Genomic DNA, 20,459 nt, shown 5'->3' with positions numbered 1-20,459 from the left:
GCGATCAGCTGAGCGCGTCGATATCGGCTTCTGACAGGGCCGCTGGCACGATGGTCAATGGCAGGCGCAATTGACCTACCACATCCCGGTTGGTCAAAGCCGTGATCAGCGGGCCGGGGCCGTCGCTGTTGGTGCCTGCGGCCAGAACCAGAATGGAAATCTGTTCTTCTTCGTCGAGCAAATTCAGAAGTTCGTCTTTCAGACGTCCTTCCCGGATGAACAGAAGCGGCATGGAGCCGGTTTGTTCATGGACATAGGCGGCCAGTTCGTTGACACGTGTTTCCGCATTCTCGCGGGCTTCTTCCTGCATCAGATCGCCAACAGCCATCCAGTGCTGAAATTCGGCTGGCTGGATCACACTTAGCAATGCGACGCGTCCGCCGGTATGCTGTGCACGGCGGCAGGCATAGCGGAGTGCCTTGGTCATTTCGTCACTGTCGTCGACCACAACAAGGAACGTGCGGTCCGTGGTGGCAGCGCGCAGTTCGCGGTCGGCATCAAATGAATTCATGTCGTCCTGTCCTGAATAAAATGGGTTCCGGGTGAATGGGCACCAACGTGCGGGGCGAGGCGCAATCAAGCCGGACAGACAAAGTTTGCCGTAATTCAAGCCCTGTTTCCAAGTTATTTTTCAAGCATTCCGGCAAAGAAAATATCTTTACGCAACTGCAAAACGCGATGGTGCATGTGCGAAAATCCGCAGATGAAAGGGACCGTTCGCAAAAGTTCAATCAGTGATTGGAGCCCGGATTAGCGTTTGCGGAAGGCGACGCTTGCGATCCAGCCGGCACCGATCGCAATGATGACGGCGATGATGCCATAAAGTGCCGAATAACGATGGGCGAAGTCATAAACCTCGGCGCTTACGCCGGTTTTTGATACGACCAGCGGTGTTGTTTTAACACTGGCAATGCGACCATCCCGGATCAGATAGACATTGATGGTGTAGGTACCAGTCGGCGTATTTGCCGGAAAATGGATATCAGTCCGGAAAAGCTGGTTGGACAGGAAGCTGATTTTGGCGGGCCGCTGATTGAAAAGTCCGGCCGCGCGCATGTTACGCAGCAGCGCATCGCGATAATCGCTGCTGTTGCGGTCCTTGTCATCGATTTCGGTGACAAAGCGCTGATGTTCAAGCCCGATACGGTAATCGTTATAAAGCTGGGAATTAGCGATGATTTCCATCGGCCGGTTCGACGCACTGGCATAATAGGCGGGCACATTGCGGAAAGTGGCACTTTCGCTGTTGACCCATATGCCGACTTTACGTTCCTTGCGCCGCACGACCATATCCTGATCGGGGCCCTTGACGGTCACGATTACATCGCCTTCGCTTTGCACGGCACCAAATAACAGGACATCTGTGCCGGTAAATCCGGTGGTGATGGCAACCAGATGGTTGGAGAGATCGACAACCAGCGCATCAGCACGCGCGCGGTCAGGCGTGGTCATAGCCAGCACCGCTGCAACGGCAAGCAGTGTGCGGATGATCGCGCCCGATTTGTGCATTACAAATTCTCCGGCGCAACGGAATAAAGTTCGGTCGGCGTGATCACGAGATCGAACAGAAGTTTCAGACAAACCGAGAGCACCAGAAGCCCCAGCATTGCGCGTAAATGCTCTGCCTTAAGCCGCGATCCGAATTGCGCGCCAAATTGCGCCCCGATGACCCCGCCAATCAAAAGCAGGATGGCAAGGGCGACATCGACGGTCTGTGTCTGGATTGATTGCAGGAAAGTAACGTTGGCAGTCACGAAAATGATCTGGAACAGCGACGTCCCGATAACGACACTGGTCGGCATGCCAAGTATATAGATCATGGCCGGAACCATGACAAACCCGCCACCAACCCCCATCAGAGCCGTCAATAATCCAACAAAGAGCCCGACAAGAAGCGGCAGTAATGCGCTGATATAAAGGCCCGAGCGATAAAACCGCATTTTAAGTGGAAGACCGTGCACGAAGCTGTGCTGGTGCTTTTTAGTGCGGCGGAGCTGACCGCCGCGGCGTCGGGTACGGAAAATGGCGCGCGATGCTTCGATCAGCATCATGCCGCCAATGATTCCCAAAAAGATCACATAGCAAAGTGAAATGACCAAATCGATCTGGCCTAGGGAACGCAACCAGGCAAAGACCCAAACCCCGGCGGTCGATCCGGCAATACCACCCGCAAGCAGCACAAGGCCCATTTTAAGATCGACATTGCCGCGCCGCCAATGGGCAAAGACCCCGGAAACCGAGGACGCAACGATCTGGTTTGCCGCGGTGGCAACCGATACTGCAGGGGGGATTCCGTAAAAAATCAAAAGCGGCGTGATCAGAAATCCGCCGCCAACGCCGAACAATCCGGACAAAAATCCGACGCCGCCGCCAAGCCCCAATATCAGAAAAATGTTTACCGACATCTCGGCAATAGGCAGATAGATTTGCATTGCGGGCGGGCATCAGCGTTTGATTGATTCTGGAAAATCAGTCTAACATATTGTGCAAATGCAACAATCGCCAATTCACGGATTGGCGGTTATTATCCCGATTTTTGTAAGGTTTTTCATGTCGCTTACTCCAGAAGACCCTTTCGACCTTGTTCTTGATGCCCGCGGGCTGATCTGTCCGATGCCGGTGCTGAAGGCAAAGAAGGCGTTGCGCGATGTCCCCAGTGGCGGCGTTCTAAAGGTTTTGGCAACGGATCCGGGATCGGTTGCAGATATGAAATCCTTTTGTGATATGACAGGAAACCGTCTGTTGTCATCGACACAGGAGGATGGTGTGTTTATCTATCATATCGAGAATCTGGCCGCGAAATAACCACAAGAACCGCACCGGCCACGTCCGGAAATGAAAGTTGCCGCCATGTCCGCCTCATCATCACCCCTGCAATGGGTTCATTGTGCCTTTGACGATATGACGCCGCGTCTGGTCCATGACCTTTTGCAGTTGCGGCAACAGATTTTCATCATCGAACAGGAATGTCTTTTTCCCGATATTGATGGATTGGATCCACTTTGTCAGCATGTTCTGGGATTGCTTGATGGCAAGGTGGTGGCCGCCGCACGTATTGTCGCACCCGGTATAGATCCGGACCATTCCGCACAGGGCAGCCATCCGGCGATTGGCCGTGTTGTGGCAAGCCCGGATTTGCGCGGGCAGGGGATCGGCCGTAAACTGATGTTGCAGGCCATTGCATCCTGCGAAGACACCTTTGCGGGTAAGGGCATTTTTCTGAATGCCCAGCTGTATCTTAAAAACTTCTACGAGGGGCTTGGCTTCATGCAGTTCGGCGAAGCTTTCTATGAAGATGGCATCGCCCACATATCAATGCTGCGTTCGGCCTGATCGCGGGCGGGTATGGCCGGTAGGGTTTAGCGTAGGCCGACCGTTGCCATACCGGTAAAGAATTCAAGCTGCCACTTCATGTCTTCTTCGCTTAAGGGATATGCCTCGCCACGGGGATTAAGCGTCTGACCGGGCGGAACATGACCGAGTTTGACCTGAATTTTAACGGCCAGTTCGGCTGAAAGGCCGGCCTTCCATGCCAACGATACAACCCCCTTGGCCGAATGGGTATTCAGGACCTTGCTTACCGCTTCTGGCGGAATTCCGGCAAGCACGGCCAAGGCTGCACGTGCCAGTTTGACATCATTGGCGGCCAATGCCTTGGCAACTTCCTTGTCGGTGAGTTTGCCTTTGCTGTGCAGGGCCAAGGCCTTTTCGTAAGAGGATTCTTCTTCCTCTTCGCCCGCTGCGCCGTCTGCCTTGGCGGCGACTTTCTTTTCGGCCTCTTTTTGCTTGGCCTTGCGGGTTTCAACCGGGACTTCGTCGCGTTTGTCAAATTCGCCTGACGAAATGCGGCGATTGACCACTTCACGCACGGCTTCCAGCTGTTCCTTTTTCAGGTCTTTACGACGTTCAAGCACACTGATGAGGCTTTCGGCCACAAATCGCGCCAGTTTCCCGGCCGCTGTTGGTGGCAGTTGCGGGCGTTCAACCAATGGCTTGTGCCATTCGGGATAATCCGGGGCACGATCAATCAGCTGATCAAGCGTCTCTTCGCGGATTTGCGCCGATTTATTGCCCAGAAGGTGCGAAATCGCGTCCTTATCGCTACTTGCCGCAATCGCATCAGCCAGTTTTTCGCCGACATTGCGTCTGCGCGAAATAAAGCTTAGCGATCCGCGCCCTGTGCTGCCTTCGATGATTTCAAGCAGGTCCGTTTCGGTCAGAACCGGCGAATATTGCAGAACTGGTCCGCACACGACACTTTCCGTATCGCGTGCCAATTGCTGAATGATCGGTTGCGGCGCGTTGGCGATATCCTTGAGCGTTTCGGAAATCACCTGACGGACATGGACGGCCTGATCACGGGCAAGCTTGTCCAGCGCCTCGTAGGTCATGCGGCGCAGCTTGTCCGACTCGTTGGGTGTCAGTCCGGCTGACAGATTGGCAATCTTTTCGGCCAGACTGCCACGAACGCTATCATCCTTGTCGTCTGTCAGCAGGACGTCGGCTTGTACCGGGGTTGCCTGGTTTGCTGCAATATGACGCCGCACCTGGGAATCCGCATCACTTGCAAGATAGTACAGGATTTCGGGTTTGGTATCGTGGCGCTGGGCCAGTACCCCGCGCACATTTGCATCCGGGCTGGCTGCCATATCCTTGGCTTCATCATACGTGATCGGGGTTTCCCGACGTTTGGTGAAGACCCGCTGCAAAAAGCCCTTCATCGGGGTGTCTCCTGGTTTTCTATTTTTGCCGGTTCATCCGATCCGGGAGGGGCGGCAATGCCGAAACTGCCTTTGCCGTGTTTTTTCACCTGATACATGGTCTGATCGGCGCGAAGCACAAGCTGTTCAAGCGGTTCTTTGGATGCTGCATCCCGTACGGCAATGCCGACAGAAATGCCGAGCGGCCGATCTTTGGCGCCAGAGAACGAGGACAAGGCGGTACTTTTTTCCAGCAGTATACGTGCGCGTTTTGCTGCTGTTTCCTTATCTGCACCATCCAGCCAGACAACAAATTCATCCCCACCAAGGCGCGCGACCAGATCAACCGGGCGGGTGTTGTCCAGAAGGATACGGGTTAGTGCCAGAATAGCCTCGTCACCAGTTTGATGCCCGTGCACATCGTTGACCAGTTTAAAGTTATCCATATCAACATACATCAGCGCGGCAGGCATGTCGTCATGCAGCAGTCGGGCATGACGGCGACCGAGTTCGTCGAAAAAGGCACGCCGATTCAAAAGGCCGGTGAGGCCATCAGTTCGCGACAGGGTGACAATACGATCATGTTGTGCGGCCTGTTCGATTGCAATGCCGATTTGATCCGAGACCTCCGACATAATGGCGCGTTCGCCTTCATTTGGGACGGGGTGATCGGCATTGAAGATAAATATCACTGCACCATTCACCCGCTGATGATAGTGGGAGTGATGAGCAAGAACGCGATAGCTTTCGATTTCTGCTTCGAAAACATCGTCGGTTTTGCCAAGTTGGTTCAAGGCCTGATTAGAGATAAGCTCAATGTCTTGACGACCGTGACAGGCAACCATTTCGATCTTGTTGGTATCTTCGTTCCGACGAAAAATTGCACATCCGGCACAGGCCAATGCACGGGCACTGGCTTCGGCGGCACCTTTGAGAACAAGGGTTGGGTCGATTTCATCGCGCATAGTGCGCACGATATAGGTCATCAGTCGGTCACGATTTCGCGCGGTTGCAACTTCGCCTTCACGGCGGCGCTGTTCCGTAATGTCATGGGCAAGGCCGCGTGTCCCGGTCCATCGGCCATCACGTGTATAAACCGGGGTTGAGGAAACGGCCAGGCAAGCGGCATTACCATTGGCGCGTTTGAGCCAGACCGGGACATCTCGAGCGGCCTTTTGGCTTCGAAATACGATTTCGCTATCCTGATCTGCAGTATCAAGCAGGAAATCAAGTGGGGACCGTCCGACAAGTTCTTCGGCTTTGTAGCCAAGTGCCCCACGCGGCGAGACGAAAATGAATTTGCCGGTATCGTCGGTTTCCCATGCGAAGGCAGAGGATACTTCAACAATGTCGCGGTAACGCTGGCGCGAATCAATCAATGCTTCACGCAGATTGCGATCCATGCTGACGTCTCGTGGAAGTAATAATAGTCGGTCATCCGCCATTGGTAATACGGTAAGTTCCAATGTCGCGGTGCCGCCCTGAACTTCGAAAGTCAGTAACTCGACAACTCCGCCCGGTGTAATAGCCGCCTGCAGGATAAGCTGGTTGATTTCGGGAAAAAGTCCGTCGCGGATACCGTCTGCAAAACTCTTTGCATTTTTATTTGCGAAAATCGGCGTGCCGTTTTTTTCCATGACCAGAACAGGAGCTTCCGCGTTAGCCATCGTCTGGGGATCAAGTATGAATGCTTGCCTTGCTGTGGTTGGACCATATTCAGGCATCGTTTTTTCAGCTTCGTTATGGGCCCGGTTCATTCTTGCCCCCTGTTTGTGGCGCTTGTGGTGTCTGACGATCCGGCGCGGATATCAGCAAGAGTAACAGGTGCACCAAGATAATATCCCTGACCATAATCAATGCCCAGATCGCGAACCAATTCAAAACTGGTTTGGTCGTAAATCATTTCCGCAATTGTGTGGATGCCAAGGTCGCGACAAAGCAGGGCTGTGGCTTTGATAAAGGCGCGGCCCTTGGGTTTGGCCAATGCTGTTCGCATCGCACCACCATCAAATTTGATGATGTCGACATCAAGCGCGCTCAGGTATTCGAAATTGGCGGCGCCCGCCCCAAAGTCGTCAAGACATACAAGGTGTCCACGGGCGCGCAGGCGCTGCAAGTCTTCATTCACATCACGAAGTCCCCGAATGCGCGACGTTTCGGTTACCTCGAACATGATTTTTGCTGGATCAACATCATACCGATCCAGAATTTGTTCAAGTGCAGGTAGAAAATCCTGCTGTTCAAGGGAGTGTCCGGATAAATTGACGGCAACAGGATGAGTTACGCGATCAGGTTCGAGCGTGATATGGCCAAGTACCTTCTGGCACATCGCCAGATCGAACTCGGTAATCAGCCCGGTGCCTTCGGCAAAATGAATGATCTGATCAACGGCAAGTGCGCTGCCACCGTCATGGAACCTTGCCAATGCTTCATAGTGATGCATTTCAAGGCTTTCGAGATGTGCGATAGGTTGCAATGCGACGGCAAAGGATCCGTTCTGCACAATTTCGCGAAATGCCCGAACCGATTTCAGCGTTTCCTGAATAAGATGCGGCAAGCTTGCAGAAAGACGTTCGGCCGATACATCAGAATCACCTCGGTGCTGTATGCGGTTAAGCGCATAAGCGATAGCACGCGTCAGGTTGGTTTCTTTTTCGACATTGTCGGTTTGCGCATCAATAGCGTGTGTTTGCCGATGCAAACCACTGGCAAGGTCATAGTCGCTTCCAAACAGATCTTTGGCGTTGGTTGGCCCTGAATTACTTGAACTGCGGGCGTCAGGGCTCAGGCCCTGAGATGAGACGTCAGTATTCAAAACGCCGTCGCAATCGGCATCGGCATCCTTTAGGTCGTCACGTAGCGCACTGGCGTAGGCGACTATCCGGCGTTCGAGTTCAATCATCGGCTCGTTAACCAGATGGCCGTTCTCTGGATAGAGGCTTTGGCTATTTTCTCTGTCTCGGGAACTGCTGCCAATCAAACCCGCAAGTTCTTTGGTTGCATTTGTTTCTGCTTGGCTGCGAACAGTGGCAAGATTTTCCAAGACGACAAGCGTTTCGCTGTAGCTTGGCATCGAGTTTGCCGCAGCTTCATGTTTTTGTTCGTTTTTTTCCGATGCCGTGTTTAACGAAGACAGCGTGTTTTGAAGGATCAAGCGGTCAATACTGGATCTTGCGTGCGTGCGGCTGGCGCGATGGCGGGCTGCAATAAAATAACGTCCGATCGGTTCGGAAATCATATAGCCGCTTAGTGACAGGGGAACCGGATTGCCTGAGGTCGTTCCATTATCTTCGATTAATTGAAAATCAAGATCGATTTCTTCTAGCCGTTTGATGCCTGAACGAGCATGGAGATAGGCGCGTAACAGAGGGCGCTCCGTCCGAATAGCCAGTTTTTCAAGGGCTTCGCCAATCAAGCGTTCCGGTGGGCAGCCCAAAAGGCTCTCGGTCGCACCGGCCACAAACAGGATGTATCCGTTCTCGTCGACTTCAAGCAGCATGTCCGCCCAGCAAAACGCCATGGCAGCCAGTAGATCCCTGTCGTTTGTTTCCGCCGAATACCCCATATTGTCTGTCATAAGAGAACCATCACAACCTTACCCCCCAAAAGCTTCGGAAGAGCTCCGAAGTCATTTGCCATCTTCTTCTTAAATAGCGATCTTATGGGGCAATATGAAGGAAAAGGGCTTAATAAATAAAAAAAGCCGGTGAATACCGAACTTGGGAATTTAGCCGGGATATTTTGTGCCAGAAGGTGCGCGAGAGATCTTTGATTCAGGTTCTGAAAGTGCCACTGCGATTATGGTCAGGCAGCGTTGTGACTGCTTTCGGAGGCGGGGCGTTTTGCATGCTTGTTGGCATACATGGCGTTATCGGCCTGCTGCAACAGGTGTGTTATGTCGCTTTTGCCGTCATAGAACGTAAAGCCGAAGCTGGCTCTGATCGGAAGGGCTGCTCCCTGCCAAATTAGCGGGAAGCGCGATGTCGCTTTTTCAAGATCACTTATCCGACGTTCTGCGACTTCGGGAATGCTGCCGACCAGCAGTATGGCAAATTCGTCACCACCAAAGCGGGCGACAAAATCATCAGCGCGTGTATGTGTGCGAAGGTTTTGGCCGAAATGGCGCAGGATGGCATCGCCAGCGGCATGGCCATGGTGATCATTGATCAATTTGAAGCCGTCAAGATCGGCAATGACCAGAATGCCGTTTTCCGGGTGACGGGCGGCGCGTGCCATGGTTTCGCGAACACGACGCAGGAAACCGCGACGGTTATAAAGACCGGTCAATTCGTCGGTTTCGACCATTTGTTCCAGCTGTCGGATACGATTTTGCTGCTGGTCCAGGCGGCTTTGCATGTCGCGGGCAAGATCAACAAGTGTTGCAAATGCATCGGAACTTCCGGTTTCAACATTTGCGCGGATGTTGACATCCGTGCGCGGTTGAAACTCGTCAGCCAGTTTCTTTAGAAGCTCTAGATGCGAGTTGTTCATCTTTGATCTTGTTATCAATGACAATACAAATTGAAACGCGTAAAACGTTTCGCAGGATCCTTTTTAAAGTCTAGTGCGTTACAACATCATTAACGAAGAACGTAAGGTTTTGTGACGGCAGGAAACCGCACGAGCACAGGAGAACGATAATGAAAACAGGAATTGGCGCCGTGTCTGGCAAGTTTGCTGCGATCCTGGCTGCGGGAATGTTGATGTCGGCATGTTCGGCATTTCAGAAAGAAAACATGACCCTGACCGGGGAAATCACCGATAATGGCAGGGAATGCGTCACGTTTCGTGCGGATGACGGCACCCTTTATGCGCTGGCAAACAAGGCAAGCAGTTTCCGCCCTGGCGACAAGGTTCGGGTAACCGGCCATGGCGCGTTGATGACGACCTGCACCGAGGCCGAAACGCTGATCGTTGACAAGATTGTATTGCTGGGCGGTGATGCCAAATAGACCCGTTTCCGGTCGCATTCACGCAACGTGAATGCGACTTTATTGATCATGCGTTGCAAAGCAATCCGTGCCGTCAGCCAAAAGCTGGCGGCATTGTTTTTCAGCGCTGGCAATATCAGAAAACCCGCCAAGGCGCAGCCGATGAAACGTCCCCTTGGTTCCGAGATCTGTGGTTGAAAGGTTGCGGGGGTGGGATTGTGCCAGATCGGGATACCGGATCATGAAACTTGCCCAATAGGTTTGGGCGCTGATCGTATCGCGAAAGGCACCAAGTTGGATCGCAAATGCGCCGTCGATCCCGGCGGGGTAGACACTTGTCGCTGTCAATGTTGATGCCTGTGACGCACCGGTTTCTGGGATTAAAGGCGATACTGTCATATGCGGCGTGTTCGCGGATGCAGATGCAGATTTTGGCTGGGCGATGACTGCTGGCGCAGGTTTTTCTATGATTGTGCGTTTTGCTACTGCGGCTCGCGATGGCGCGCGTTTGATACCCTGTTTTTCCATTCGATATTGCTCGGCAAGGCTTGGCCGATCTGTGTCTTCAAGTAAAACGGGGGCGGTTCGGATGGTGCCGGGCAGAAGGCTGAAAGGTTGGTTGACCGGCGACGGGCTGCTGGTGTGAACGGGTAAATCCGTCGGTATGGCGTCCAGACCAGATTTCATTTCTTTGCTTGCGGGATGTGCTGTCTCGATATTTTGCGCCGTGACCTGACCCGGCCCCACGGTCAGAAAAAGACCGGCGGCAATGCATCCTGTCACGATACTGGCCAGTTTGGATCTGTATCGAACGCGAACAGGGGATATCGCCGCCGGTATCATTTATTGTTCCGACCATGCCGGGAAGGCGTGGCGTTCGCGCAGGATGCGGTCATTCTGGCGCAGCCGTTCCATTGCCTTGCCATAAACGCTGTCGGCGGTGTACTGGCCTTCGGGGTGATCGCCACATGGCTTGCCACTTAGGAGTTCGATGGCATCGTTTATGTGTTCTACCGTCCAGATGTTGAACTTGCCCTGACGGATCGCCTGAACAACTTCCTCGCGCAGAACAACATTTTCCGCATTGGCCAGCGGGATGATCACACCCTGATCGCCGGTAAAGCCCTGATCGGCACAAATGCGATAAAATCCTTCGATCTTGTGCGAAATGCCCCCGACGGGCTGTGCCTGCCCGAACTGGTTCATTGATCCTGTTACACCGACATTCTGGCGCATCGGGATGTTGGAAATTGACGAAATGATCGCGCAAAGTTCGGCCATGGATGCCGAATCACCTTCGATCCCGCCATAGTTCTGTTCGAACGTCACGTTACAGGCAAAGGATAGGGGGAATTCCTGCGCAAATCGGGATTTAAGGAAACCTTCGATGGTCATGACCGATTTCTGCTGGAGCGGGCCTGACATATCGACCATGCGTTCGATATTCAAAACCCCAAGGCTGCCAACATAGGACCGGGCAGAAACACGGGCGGGCAGGCCAAAGGCGTGATCGCCATAATCCAGAACGGTGAGGGCGTTGACCTGGCCGACAACCGCGCCATAGCTGTCGATCAGGATTTCACGACGTTGAACCCGTTCATGCGACCGGTCTTCAAGGCGACTATTGCGGTGGCGGCGTTCTTCGATGGCGCGTCTGACATCGGCCGCACGGATGCTGCTGCGTTTGTCGGTCTTGGCCAAGGCGCCGGCCTCGATTGCGACGTCTTCGACCCGCTCGATCTGGGCTGTCAGTTTGTCACGTTCCCCGGCCCAGCGTGCTGCCTGCCCCAGTAATTGACGAATGGCCCCGTTATCAAGCGGGATGCCGGTACGTGACAATGCAGAATCACGCAGTAACCCGGTATAGATCGAAATGTTACGACCTGCGGCGGGCATGTCGGCATCGATGTCGGCCTTCACCCGGAAATGGTTGCGAAAATCAACATCCAGCGAGAAGAAGGTGTAGTAATATTTCGGTGCCCCGACGATTACGACCTTGACGTCAAGCGGGATGGGACGCGGTTCCGGTGCACCGGCAGTTGGTGGGCCGGATTTATGGGTTTCCTCGATCCGGATTTCGCCATCACGAAGGGCTGCTTTCAGGAACGCCCAGCTGTCTTCGTGTTCGACCAGCGATTCCGCGCGTAAAACCAGAACGCCGCCATTGGCGCGATGCAGGGCACCTGGCTTGATCAGGCTGAAATGCGGGTGCATGCCACCGGCTACCGGGCGGTACTGGATTTGGCCAAACAGGTTATCATAGCTTGGGCTTGGTTCCAGAACGACATCGGGATGCTTGTCGCGCGAATGGTCGATCAGAAGATTGACCGCATAACGGTCATCGACGGTTTCGGGCATTTTGCCATCGCCGCTGTCGATGGCGGGCTGGTCGCTGGCTTCTTCGAACGCGTCGATATTATCCAGAATGTCTTTTTCAAGCGCTTCGAACCACGCCTTCATTCCCGGCGCGGTGAATTTGTCGCGGATTTTGCGAATGCGCGGCTTCAGAACGACCTTTGCGGCCCCGCGGCGAAGCGCATCAAGCGTATCGGAAATCTGTTCTTCAAGATCGCGGGTCGAAAGCAGTGTCTTGCGGGCTTCTTCGGCGACTTCTTCAAATGCATCTTCGGCTTCGGCGCGGCGCTCTTTGGGGATTTCGTCAAGCGAAACGGGCTCGCCTTCTTCGTTCAGCGCGACGATCATTACGCCTTTTTCGTTTTCCTGAACGTCCAGGCCACGTTCACGGGCATATTCACGCAAGGCGTCGAATTTTTCGCGCAGCTGTGTGCGCGCTTCTTCCGTCTGTGTCTGGGTTTCGGTCAGGTGGGCTGGCGCGTTGAATGCGGATGCAAATGCCTCGCGCAGGTGCGATACCAGCGTTTCCATCGCATCGGCCAGTTTGCGGCCTTCACCGGCGGGAAGGGCATATGGGCGAGGGCGATTGGTGCGGGAAAAGTTGTTCAGATATACCCAGTCCTGCGGCGCCGGGCGCTCTTCCATCGACTTTTTAAGATATTCGAGGGTTGCGGTCATACGACCAGCACGATCAAGGCCCAGAACAAAGATGTTGAAGCCCGGCTCGGACATTGAAAGACCGAACTTCAATGCCTCTGCTGCTCGGTAATGCGATGAAAAAGCAAAAATTTCAGGAGACTGGTCTTTGTGTGGGCTGCGAATCCGGAAGTGGGGGAAGCCACAATCATCAGCGTCGAGGCGGGAAACTGGCATTTGCTGTCTTTCTGCTGCCCAAGATGGATGCGATCAGGCAAGGACGCCGATCACGAAATCTTATCTTGGAAGCAACGCGATAGGACGGTCAAGAGCAGCTTGTCGATTTTGCGATATGGGCGTCCCGGGAATTGATGATGCGATGGTGTAATACCCCGTGCAGCTATTATCAAACCGCAACCAAGCGGCATTTCAGTCATGGACAAAAAGCGGTTTACATCACGACCGTATTGCCAAATTCGCTGGTTTGCAGCAGGCGTTCGACAATCTGAACGCCCTGACGCAGACGTTCGGTCGATTTTTCTGCCCCGAAACAAAGCCTTAGCCCGCGTTGCGGATGCCCGACCGAAAACTGCTGTGCCGCGGTCAGGAGAACACCGTTATTGGCGGCATTCATGACCAGTTCGCCCGGGTCGATATGATCGGGCAGGTCGAGCCAGATATGATAATTGGTTGGATGGAACCGGACATTGTAGCCCTTTAGCGTGCCCAGAATGATCGAAAGCCGTCTTGCGGCTTCTTCACGGTGCCAGGCTTCATATCGTTTTAGGCTGCCATCTTCGATCAGGCGTGAAACAAGTTCCAGATTGATGGCCGATACCATCCAGCAGGTTGATCGAATGGCACTTGCGAGTTTGGCGATCATTTCGCTTGGGGCGTGGATATAACCGACGCGAAGACCGCCGCCGATGCTTTTGGATACCCCGTCCAGATAGATGCTGCGTTCCGGCGCAAAGCATGAAAGCGGCGGTGGCGCATCGGGATTGAGGAAGTGATAGATGCCATCCTCGATCAAAAGCAGATCATATTTGCGCAGAATTTCAGCGATTTCCATGCGTCGCTGTTGGCTCATGGTGCAGCACAGCGGATTGTGCAGGGTTGGCATCAAATAAATGGCGCGCGGGCTTTGTGTCCGGCAAAGGGTTTCAAGAACGTCCGGAATGATGCCTTCGTCGTCCATGGCAACTCCGCGCAGACGGAATTGCAGCAGATTTGCAAGGCTGCGCAGGTTCGGATAGGTCAGTTCCTCGCACAGCACCAGATCACCCGGTCGTACGGTTGCCAGCAATGAAACCGTCATGCCGTGCTGAACGCCGGCGGTTGGCAGAACACGTTCCGGATTGTCATCCAGTCCGAGTGCACCGGCCATTGAGGCAAGGGCGCGCCGGTGGCCCGGCATACCATATTCCGACTTGTAGGTGATCATGTCATTTAACGGCGTGCATTTGGCAACGTCGATCAGGACATTGCGAATATGGTCTTCACGCGGGGGCAGGGGGCAATTCATCCGGAAATTGACCGGGCCGATATCCTCGGCGTCGTCATTTGCCGTTTCCCGGGTCATCGCGCCGATATTGTTGCTGAAATGGCCCGGTGCAGGGACTGTTACCGCCATATCCAGTTCGCTTTGCAATCCGCCCAACACATATGTGCCGCGCCCTACTTCGCCCGCGACAAGCCCCAGTCTTTCCGCCTCGCGATAGGACCGGGTGATTGTGCCGACGGTGACGCCAAGGTGATATGCGAGATCGCGATGGGTGGGAAGGCGGTCGCCGGGTTTGAGTGACCCGTCATTAACCGCGCTGCGGATGGCGTGTGCGATCTGCCGATAAACAGGACCGCTGCCGCCTTCAATGTTTGGAAGCCATATTGTCATGGTGACAATGTTTAAATTGACACGGTGACAATGTCAATGACAAAACGAAATCGGTACAATTAATCGACAGGAGAAAGTGATGGTAAATTGTAACGATACAATCCGGTTTTCCGAAATCAATATCAAAGGAAATGCACAGATGAACACCAAAGGCGCCGTCAAGGCGACTACCTGGCGTTCTGCTGTTGCCGGCATCGCTGTCTCCGTGTTGGAACGTGTCCGCGTATGGCAAGAAAGTGCACGCAATCGCAGAATGTTAGAGAAACTTGACGATCATCTTTTGAAAGATGTCGGAATGACGCGGTCTGATCTGGATCGTGAATTGTCAAGGCCGTTCTGGATAGGGTTCCCCCCGCGCAGCTAGGTGAAGTTGCGCCGAACGGAGGTTCACGCTCCCTCGTGCCTCCGTTCGAACCTTGTCTGGAATTGTACCAATAATTCACATTCGATTGTACTCATAAACTATCCTAAAGGGTGGCAATGTCGTTGTTTACGGTAAACGAACTTCGCGAGGCTGCGGCTTATGTCCATGAATATGTGGCGCCGACGCCGACTATTCGCTGGCCATTGCTGGATCGGGCGACGGGATTGTCCCTGTATGTGAAACATGAAAACCATACACGCCTTGGGGCGTTCAAAATTCGCGGCGGGCTGACATTTTGTCGTTATCTGAAAAACTCCATCGGAGTATCGCGGGGCATCATAAGTGCCACGCGTGGCAATCACGGCCAAAGTCTGGCACATGCCGCCAGCCAGTTGGGCCTTTCGGCAACCATTATTGTTCCGCGGGGCAACTCGGTTGAAAAGAACGCTGCAATGCGCGCATGGGGTGCTGAAGTCATCGAGCATGGCGACGATTTTCAGGATGCCGCGGAATATGCAGGCCAATATGCCGCTGCCGAAGATTTGGTGATGGTGCCGCCCTTTCACCCGGAACTGGTGCGCGGCGTTGCATCATACGGGCTGGAACTGTTTGATGCTGTCAGAAAGCTTGACCGGATTTACGTGCCGATTGGCATGGGGTCAGGGATTTGTTCGTTGATTACAGTACGCGATGCACTGGGCCTTGATACCGACATTATCGGTGTTGTCGCGACGGGGGCAGATGCGGTGCTGCAATCCTTCCGGGCGGGCAAGGTGATCACAACACCAACCGCGAATACGTTTGCAGATGGCGTTGCCTGTCGCAGTCCTGATCCGGCAGCGTTCGCAATCATCAAAGACGGCGCGTCAGATATTGTTGCGGTAAGTGATGATCAAATCCGCGATGCCATGCGCCTTTATTTCAGTTCCTGCCACACCCTTGCCGAGGGTGCGGGGGCGGTATCACTTGCCGCGGCGATTGCAGATCACGAACGCAATATCGGCAAGAAGACTGCCGTCATTCTGAGTGGTGCCAATATCGACCGGACCGACTATGCCCGTATCCTGAACGGAGATACCCAATGAGCCGCCCGTTAAATCGTGCCGAAAGCAGCCCCACTGCGACGACGGCGCGTCATCTGATGTTTGACGATCTTGAACAGCTTGACCAGATCTTGGCCGCAACCAGCGATATGGCACGCGACTTTGTTCAGGGTGCTGACGACATGGATGTGACCTGCCGCGACTTTTCTGCCTTTGATCCCTCGCGCCCGATGCCGGGGCAGGGTTGCGGTACGCTTGATGCGCTGCGGGCAGCGCAGGAAGAAATTCTGCCGCTGCTCGCCGCATCAATCGGTCCCCGTTATCTGGGTTTTGTGACCGGCGGCACGACACCGGCCGCTCTTGCCGGTGATTGGTTGACTGGCGCAATTGATCAGAACGCAACCGGCCCCGAGGGCAGCGTTACGGCAGCGGTCGAAGAACAGGTGATCAACTGGCTTTGCGAGATGGCCGGGCTACCCCACGGGCGTTTTGACGGTGTGCTGACAACGGGTGCGACCGTATCGAACCTTTTGGGGCTTGTTGCCGGGCGCCAATGGTGCGGTCAGCAGATCGGCGTTGATGTTGACGCCGACGGGGCGGGTGTGCTGCCAGGTTTTGAAATATTTGCCGCAAGCCCGCATGCCAGCATGATCAAGGATTTGTCCGTCACCGGGATTGGTCGCAATAGCTTTACCAAGGTTGCAACCCGACCGAGGACCGAGGAAACCGATATCACCGATCTTAAGGCCAAGCTTGTGGCAAGTACGGCCAGGGCCAAGCTGGTTATCGCGTCTGCGGGCACGGTGAATGCGACGGATTTCGATGATCTGATCGCGATTGCCGATTTGTGTGCGGCTTATGGGGCGTGGCTGCATGTTGATGCAGCGTTTGGCATGTTTGCCGCCCTTGATGATCGGCGCGCCCATTTGCTAGCAGGACTTGACCGGGCAGACTCGATCACCTCAGATGGTCATAAATGGCTGAATGTTCCATATGATTGCGGGATTTTCCTGACCCGGCATATCAGTGTGCTTGAAACCTGCTGCCGGGCGTTTGCGCCGTATTTGCAGACGGATGCGGTTGGAAATATGTACATCAATCGTGGGGTGGAAAATTCCCGCCGGTTCCGGGCTTTGCCGCTTTGGCTGGCGATGGTCGCCTATGGACGTGGCGGTTTTGCCGGGATTGTTCGGGCGAACTGCGATCAGGCTGTTGATCTGGCGCAATGGGTGCGTGGTCATGACCGGCTTGAATTGCTGGCCGATCCCAAACTTAACGTAACCATGTTTACCGGCCCGGGCAGCGATGATGACAATTGTGCCTTGCTGTCGCGTATCAATGCGACTGGGAAACTGTTCATGACGCCAACGATCTATGGTGGACGGTTCGGGTTCCGTGCGGCGTTCAGCAACTGGCGCATACAGGATCACGATATGGAGATTGTCAGAAACGCAATTGACAGTGTCCTGTAACAGCGTTGTTTTTCGACATATGTAGAGATCATTCAGGATAGACGACTTATGACCACGCTTCCGATTTACCAGATTGACGCGTTCGCAGACCGGATGTTTGCCGGTAATCCGGCGGCGGTCGTGCCGCTTGATAGTTGGCTGTCTGATGCGGTAATGCAGAATATCGCCTTGGAAAACAATCTGTCGGAAACAGCCTTCGTGGTGAAGCTTGATCCGTCAAAGAATGACGGAGCTGATTTTCATATCCGATGGTTCACACCAACGGTCGAAGTGCCGCTTTGCGGGCATGCGACGCTAGCAAGTGCGTTTGTCATTTTCAATATGCTGGGCTTTAGCGGTGATTTGATTCGCCTGCAAAGTGCTAGCGGAATTCTGACTGCGCGCCGTGATGGTGATGCGATTGTGCTTGATTTCCCCAAGCAATCGATTGCTCCTGACGATGTTCCGGTGCACGTCCTTGCCGCCATATCCGACGCAAGGCCGACAGGAACATTCCGGGTTGCCAGCCGGGATACGGATTTTGTCGTGGTCTATGATGATGCATCGGTGGTGCGGAACATGACCCCCGATATGTCAGCATTGGGAAAACTGGCCGAACGCGGTGTGATCGTTACCGCACCGGGCGATCAGCCGGGCATCGATATGGTATCGCGGTATTTCCTGCCCGCCCTTGGCATCGATGAGGACCCGGTCACCGGCTACATGCATTGCGTTGTCTCGCCGTATTGGGCGGAACGCAACGGGAAATCCAATGTTGTCGGCTATCAGGCGTCCAAGCGCGGCGGGATTGTTGATTGTACGATTGATGGTGATCGTGTCCATCTGAAGGGCAATGCGCTTTTGTATCTCAAGGGCGAGATTTATTTGCCTGATTGACGTAGGACAGACTGTCGAAAAGCGATCATTGCAATGGCGGGCAGGGCACAACACTGCCCGCCATTTTTATGGAAAGTCGCTGGTTTTCTATGACCTTACGTGGCTGGCTGATCTACCCACTATCGCGCAGGGCCGCGATCACACGTTTGATTTTTATTGACCTCTTGCAGGGGCTTTCGTCTAAGTAAGGACAAAATACGACTTTCGGGGAATGGACAGACCTTCAAAATTGTCTGCCACAACCCCGTATCAAAGCGCTGTTGCAGGGGAAGATAGATCGTGATCGATAGTGTTGTCGCCAGTTCTGCGACGCCATTACAGATGTGGGTGGTTCTGGCACTGGTCGCCGGATCGCTGGTCCTGTATGGGCTGGAGCGCATATCGCTTGAGCTGACCAGCATGGCGCTGGTTGCCACTTTGCTGCTGTTCTTCAATTTCTTCCCGTTGCCCGATGCCGATGGCAACAACCTGCTTGATCCTGGTGCGCTGATGTCGGGGTTTGCCAACCCCGCCTTGCTGACAGTGCTTTCATTGTTGGTCGTCGGGCAGGGCATGGTGCTGACCGGCGGGGTCAGTTATATCGCTGGTCTGATTACCGAACATGGCGGCAAGAATGCCTCGATGGCGATTTTTGTCGGCTTGTTTGTCGTGATGCTGATGTCGGCATTTCTGAACAACACCCCGGTCGTTGTTATCTTCATACCAATCATTCAGGCGCTGTCGGAGCGTATTCAACGTTCGCCCAGTGCATTGATGATCCCGTTATCTTACGTCGCCATTCTGGGTGGGATGACGACCCTGATCGGGTCTTCGACCAACCTTCTGGTATCAAGCTCGTTGATCGAACTTGGGATGCCTGCACTTGAGTTTTTTGAATTCACGGTGATTGGCAGTGTGCTGGCGCTGGTGGGCTTTATCTATGTGCTGTTCGTCGCGCCCCGCCTTTTGCCCGCGCTGGCATCGATGCGCAGCAAGCTTGCCAATCCCGATAGCAGCGGCAAACAATTCATCGCCCAGATCACGGTCGGTCCGGCGTCTCAGATGATCGGTACCCGTCCTGTGGCCGGGTTCTTTAAAGACCTGCCCAATATTACGATCCAGATGATTGTTCGGCGTGAACATGCCGATCTGCCGCCGTTTGACGAAGATATGGAAATTCAGGCAGGTGACGTTCTTGTCGTTGCAGCCACGCGCAAGGCCCTGACCGAGGCGTTGCAAAAAGACCCGGGCCTTCTGCATGCGGAAGCCGCTGCCGTCCATGAAGGCGGTGAAGAAATCCCGCAAAAATCGACCCAGCTTCTGGCCGAGGTCATGCTGCCGCCAGGATCGCGTCTGATCGGTTTTAACCTTGAACAGATCGGTTTCCGCTATCAGTACAAATGCCTTGTCCTTGGCATTCAGCGCCGTTCGCGCATGATCCGCACGCAGATGACCGAAATCCGCCTTGAAGCCGGTGACGTTCTTCTGGTGCAGGGGCGGTCCGAGGATGTTGAAGCCCTTCGTACCATTCGCGATGTGGTTTTGCTGGAATGGTCGACGCGCACCTTGCCGCGCCCGTTCCATGCGCGCCGTGCCGCGACCATTTTCCTTGGCGTGATTGCGGTTGCCGCGACCGGCCTTGTGCCGATCATGGTTTCAAGTTTTATCGGTGCGGCACTGATGATCGCATCCGGGGCGCTTAATCTGCGTCAGGCAGCGCGCGCGATTGACCGGAAGATCGTGCTGCTGGTGGCGGCTGCCCTTGCCCTTGGCAATGCCTTGCAACTGACCGGCGGGGCGGAATTCGTTGCCGATCAGTTGCTAGCGGCAACGCGCGGGGCACCGGCACCGATCATCCTGTCGCTGTTTTTCCTGATCGTGGCGGTCTTTACCAATGTGCTGTCGAACAATGCCTGTGCTGTTCTGTTCACGCCAATCGGGATCGGCATGGCCCAGAATCTTGGGGTTGAGCCGCATATCTTTGCCATTGCTGTGGTGATGGCTGCGAACTGTTCGTTTGCATCACCAGTCGGATATCAGACCAACCTTCTGGTGATGGGGCCGGGACACTATCGATTTGTCGATTTCCTGCGCGCGGGAACACCGTTGATCATCATTTTGTGGCTGGCCTTCAGTCTGTTTGCGCCGTGGTATTACGATATCCCGTTCTGATCTTTGTCTGGATGCGCAATTGGCTGATCTGTCATGC

19 protein-coding genes are annotated in these 20,459 nt (G+C 54.3%); 9 read left to right on the top strand and 10 right to left on the bottom strand.

All coding sequences use genetic code 11. The features are described 5' to 3' along the window. Positions 1 to 4: 4 nt before the first annotated feature. Positions 5 to 511, bottom strand: a complete 507-nt coding sequence (locus tag TH468_RS13910; protein ID WP_037988523.1) for a universal stress protein — start codon at positions 509 to 511, stop codon at positions 5 to 7. Between the two features lie 35 nt (positions 512 to 546). Here TH468_RS13910 and TH468_RS13905 point away from each other — a divergent pair, with 35 nt between their 5' ends. Beyond that, complete coding sequence (locus TH468_RS13905; protein WP_085645059.1) at positions 547 to 738, top strand: hypothetical protein; 192 nt, start codon at positions 547 to 549, stop codon at positions 736 to 738. Positions 739 to 750: 12 nt separating this feature from the next. Here the strand turns inward: TH468_RS13905 and TH468_RS13900 are convergent, their stop codons facing one another. Further along, a complete protein-coding gene (locus TH468_RS13900) occupies positions 751 to 1,509 on the bottom strand; it encodes a TIGR02186 family protein (protein WP_085645057.1) in 759 nt (252 codons plus the stop codon). Then, positions 1,509 to 2,432: a sulfite exporter TauE/SafE family protein gene (locus tag TH468_RS13895; RefSeq protein WP_085645055.1), complete on the bottom strand. Its 924-nt coding sequence runs from the start codon at positions 2,430 to 2,432 to the stop codon at positions 1,509 to 1,511. The genes TH468_RS13900 and TH468_RS13895 overlap by 1 nt, the downstream gene beginning before the upstream one ends. A 118-nt stretch (positions 2,433 to 2,550) precedes the next feature. On the opposite strand from TH468_RS13895, the gene TH468_RS13890 reads away from it, so the two are divergent. Both TH468_RS13890 and TH468_RS13885 read left to right on the top strand, forming a co-directional pair. Then, complete coding sequence (locus TH468_RS13890) at positions 2,551 to 2,805, top strand: sulfurtransferase TusA family protein (protein ID WP_085645318.1); 255 nt, start codon at positions 2,551 to 2,553, stop codon at positions 2,803 to 2,805. 45 nt (positions 2,806 to 2,850) lie between these two features. Then, positions 2,851 to 3,333: a GNAT family N-acetyltransferase gene (locus TH468_RS13885; protein ID WP_246832341.1), complete on the top strand. Its 483-nt coding sequence runs from the start codon at positions 2,851 to 2,853 to the stop codon at positions 3,331 to 3,333. A gap of 26 nt (positions 3,334 to 3,359) precedes the next feature. On the opposite strand, the gene TH468_RS13880 is transcribed toward TH468_RS13885, so the two are convergent. The 4 genes from TH468_RS13880 to TH468_RS13865 form a co-directional block, all read right to left on the bottom strand. Further along, positions 3,360 to 4,721 (bottom strand): DUF2336 domain-containing protein, encoded by a 1,362-nt coding sequence (locus TH468_RS13880; RefSeq protein WP_085645050.1) that lies wholly within the window; start codon positions 4,719 to 4,721, stop codon positions 3,360 to 3,362. After that, a complete protein-coding gene (locus TH468_RS13875; RefSeq protein WP_246832340.1) occupies positions 4,718 to 6,367 on the bottom strand; it encodes a diguanylate cyclase domain-containing protein in 1,650 nt (549 codons plus the stop codon). The genes TH468_RS13880 and TH468_RS13875 overlap by 4 nt, the downstream gene beginning before the upstream one ends. Before the next feature lie 86 nt (positions 6,368 to 6,453). Then, positions 6,454 to 8,277, bottom strand: a complete 1,824-nt coding sequence (locus TH468_RS13870) for an EAL domain-containing protein (protein ID WP_246832339.1) — start codon at positions 8,275 to 8,277, stop codon at positions 6,454 to 6,456. Positions 8,278 to 8,504: 227 nt separating this feature from the next. Further along, the gene (locus TH468_RS13865) at positions 8,505 to 9,191 is read right to left on the bottom strand and encodes a GGDEF domain-containing protein (protein ID WP_085645046.1); all 687 of its coding nucleotides are present in this window, start codon (positions 9,189 to 9,191) and stop codon (positions 8,505 to 8,507) included. 149 nt (positions 9,192 to 9,340) lie between these two features. Here TH468_RS13865 and TH468_RS13860 point away from each other — a divergent pair, with 149 nt between their 5' ends. After that, the gene (locus TH468_RS13860) at positions 9,341 to 9,652 is read left to right on the top strand and encodes a DUF5818 domain-containing protein (protein ID WP_063092899.1); all 312 of its coding nucleotides are present in this window, start codon (positions 9,341 to 9,343) and stop codon (positions 9,650 to 9,652) included. 39 nt (positions 9,653 to 9,691) lie between these two features. On the opposite strand, the gene TH468_RS21620 is transcribed toward TH468_RS13860, so the two are convergent. From TH468_RS21620 to TH468_RS13845, 3 genes are all read right to left on the bottom strand, one after another. Then, a complete protein-coding gene (locus TH468_RS21620; RefSeq protein WP_168177143.1) occupies positions 9,692 to 9,979 on the bottom strand; it encodes an SPOR domain-containing protein in 288 nt (95 codons plus the stop codon). 495 nt (positions 9,980 to 10,474) lie between these two features. Beyond that, positions 10,475 to 12,736: a Lon protease family protein gene (locus tag TH468_RS13850; RefSeq protein WP_246832338.1), complete on the bottom strand. Its 2,262-nt coding sequence runs from the start codon at positions 12,734 to 12,736 to the stop codon at positions 10,475 to 10,477. 337 nt (positions 12,737 to 13,073) lie between these two features. After that, entirely contained in the window at positions 13,074 to 14,516 is a 1,443-nt protein-coding gene (locus TH468_RS13845; RefSeq protein ID WP_085645040.1) for a PLP-dependent aminotransferase family protein, read from the bottom strand. A gap of 139 nt (positions 14,517 to 14,655) precedes the next feature. Here TH468_RS13845 and TH468_RS13840 point away from each other — a divergent pair, with 139 nt between their 5' ends. The 5 genes from TH468_RS13840 to TH468_RS13820 all read left to right on the top strand — a co-directional run bounded on the left by TH468_RS13840 (position 14,656) and on the right by TH468_RS13820 (position 20,422). Next, a complete protein-coding gene (locus TH468_RS13840; protein WP_246832337.1) occupies positions 14,656 to 14,880 on the top strand; it encodes a DUF1127 domain-containing protein in 225 nt (74 codons plus the stop codon). A gap of 116 nt (positions 14,881 to 14,996) precedes the next feature. Further along, positions 14,997 to 15,965, top strand: a complete 969-nt coding sequence (locus TH468_RS13835; protein ID WP_085645036.1) for a threonine dehydratase — start codon at positions 14,997 to 14,999, stop codon at positions 15,963 to 15,965. Then, positions 15,962 to 17,395 carry a pyridoxal-dependent decarboxylase gene (locus TH468_RS13830; RefSeq protein WP_085645034.1) on the top strand — a complete coding sequence of 478 codons (1,434 nt, stop codon included), beginning with the start codon at positions 15,962 to 15,964 and terminating at the stop codon, positions 17,393 to 17,395. The genes TH468_RS13835 and TH468_RS13830 overlap by 4 nt, the downstream gene beginning before the upstream one ends. Before the next feature lie 48 nt (positions 17,396 to 17,443). Then, positions 17,444 to 18,271 (top strand): PhzF family phenazine biosynthesis protein, encoded by an 828-nt coding sequence (locus TH468_RS13825; RefSeq protein ID WP_085645032.1) that lies wholly within the window; start codon positions 17,444 to 17,446, stop codon positions 18,269 to 18,271. A gap of 279 nt (positions 18,272 to 18,550) precedes the next feature. Further along, a complete protein-coding gene (locus tag TH468_RS13820; protein ID WP_085645030.1) occupies positions 18,551 to 20,422 on the top strand; it encodes an SLC13 family permease in 1,872 nt (623 codons plus the stop codon). The last annotated feature ends 37 nt before the right edge of the window (positions 20,423 to 20,459 follow it).

The sequence above is a fragment of the Thalassospira sp. MCCC 1A03138 genome, from assembly GCF_002115785.1.
GTDB lineage: Bacteria > Pseudomonadota > Alphaproteobacteria > Rhodospirillales > Thalassospiraceae > Thalassospira.
Note: the sequence above shows the minus strand (reverse complement) of the source record. Positions and strands in the feature narration are given on the sequence as shown.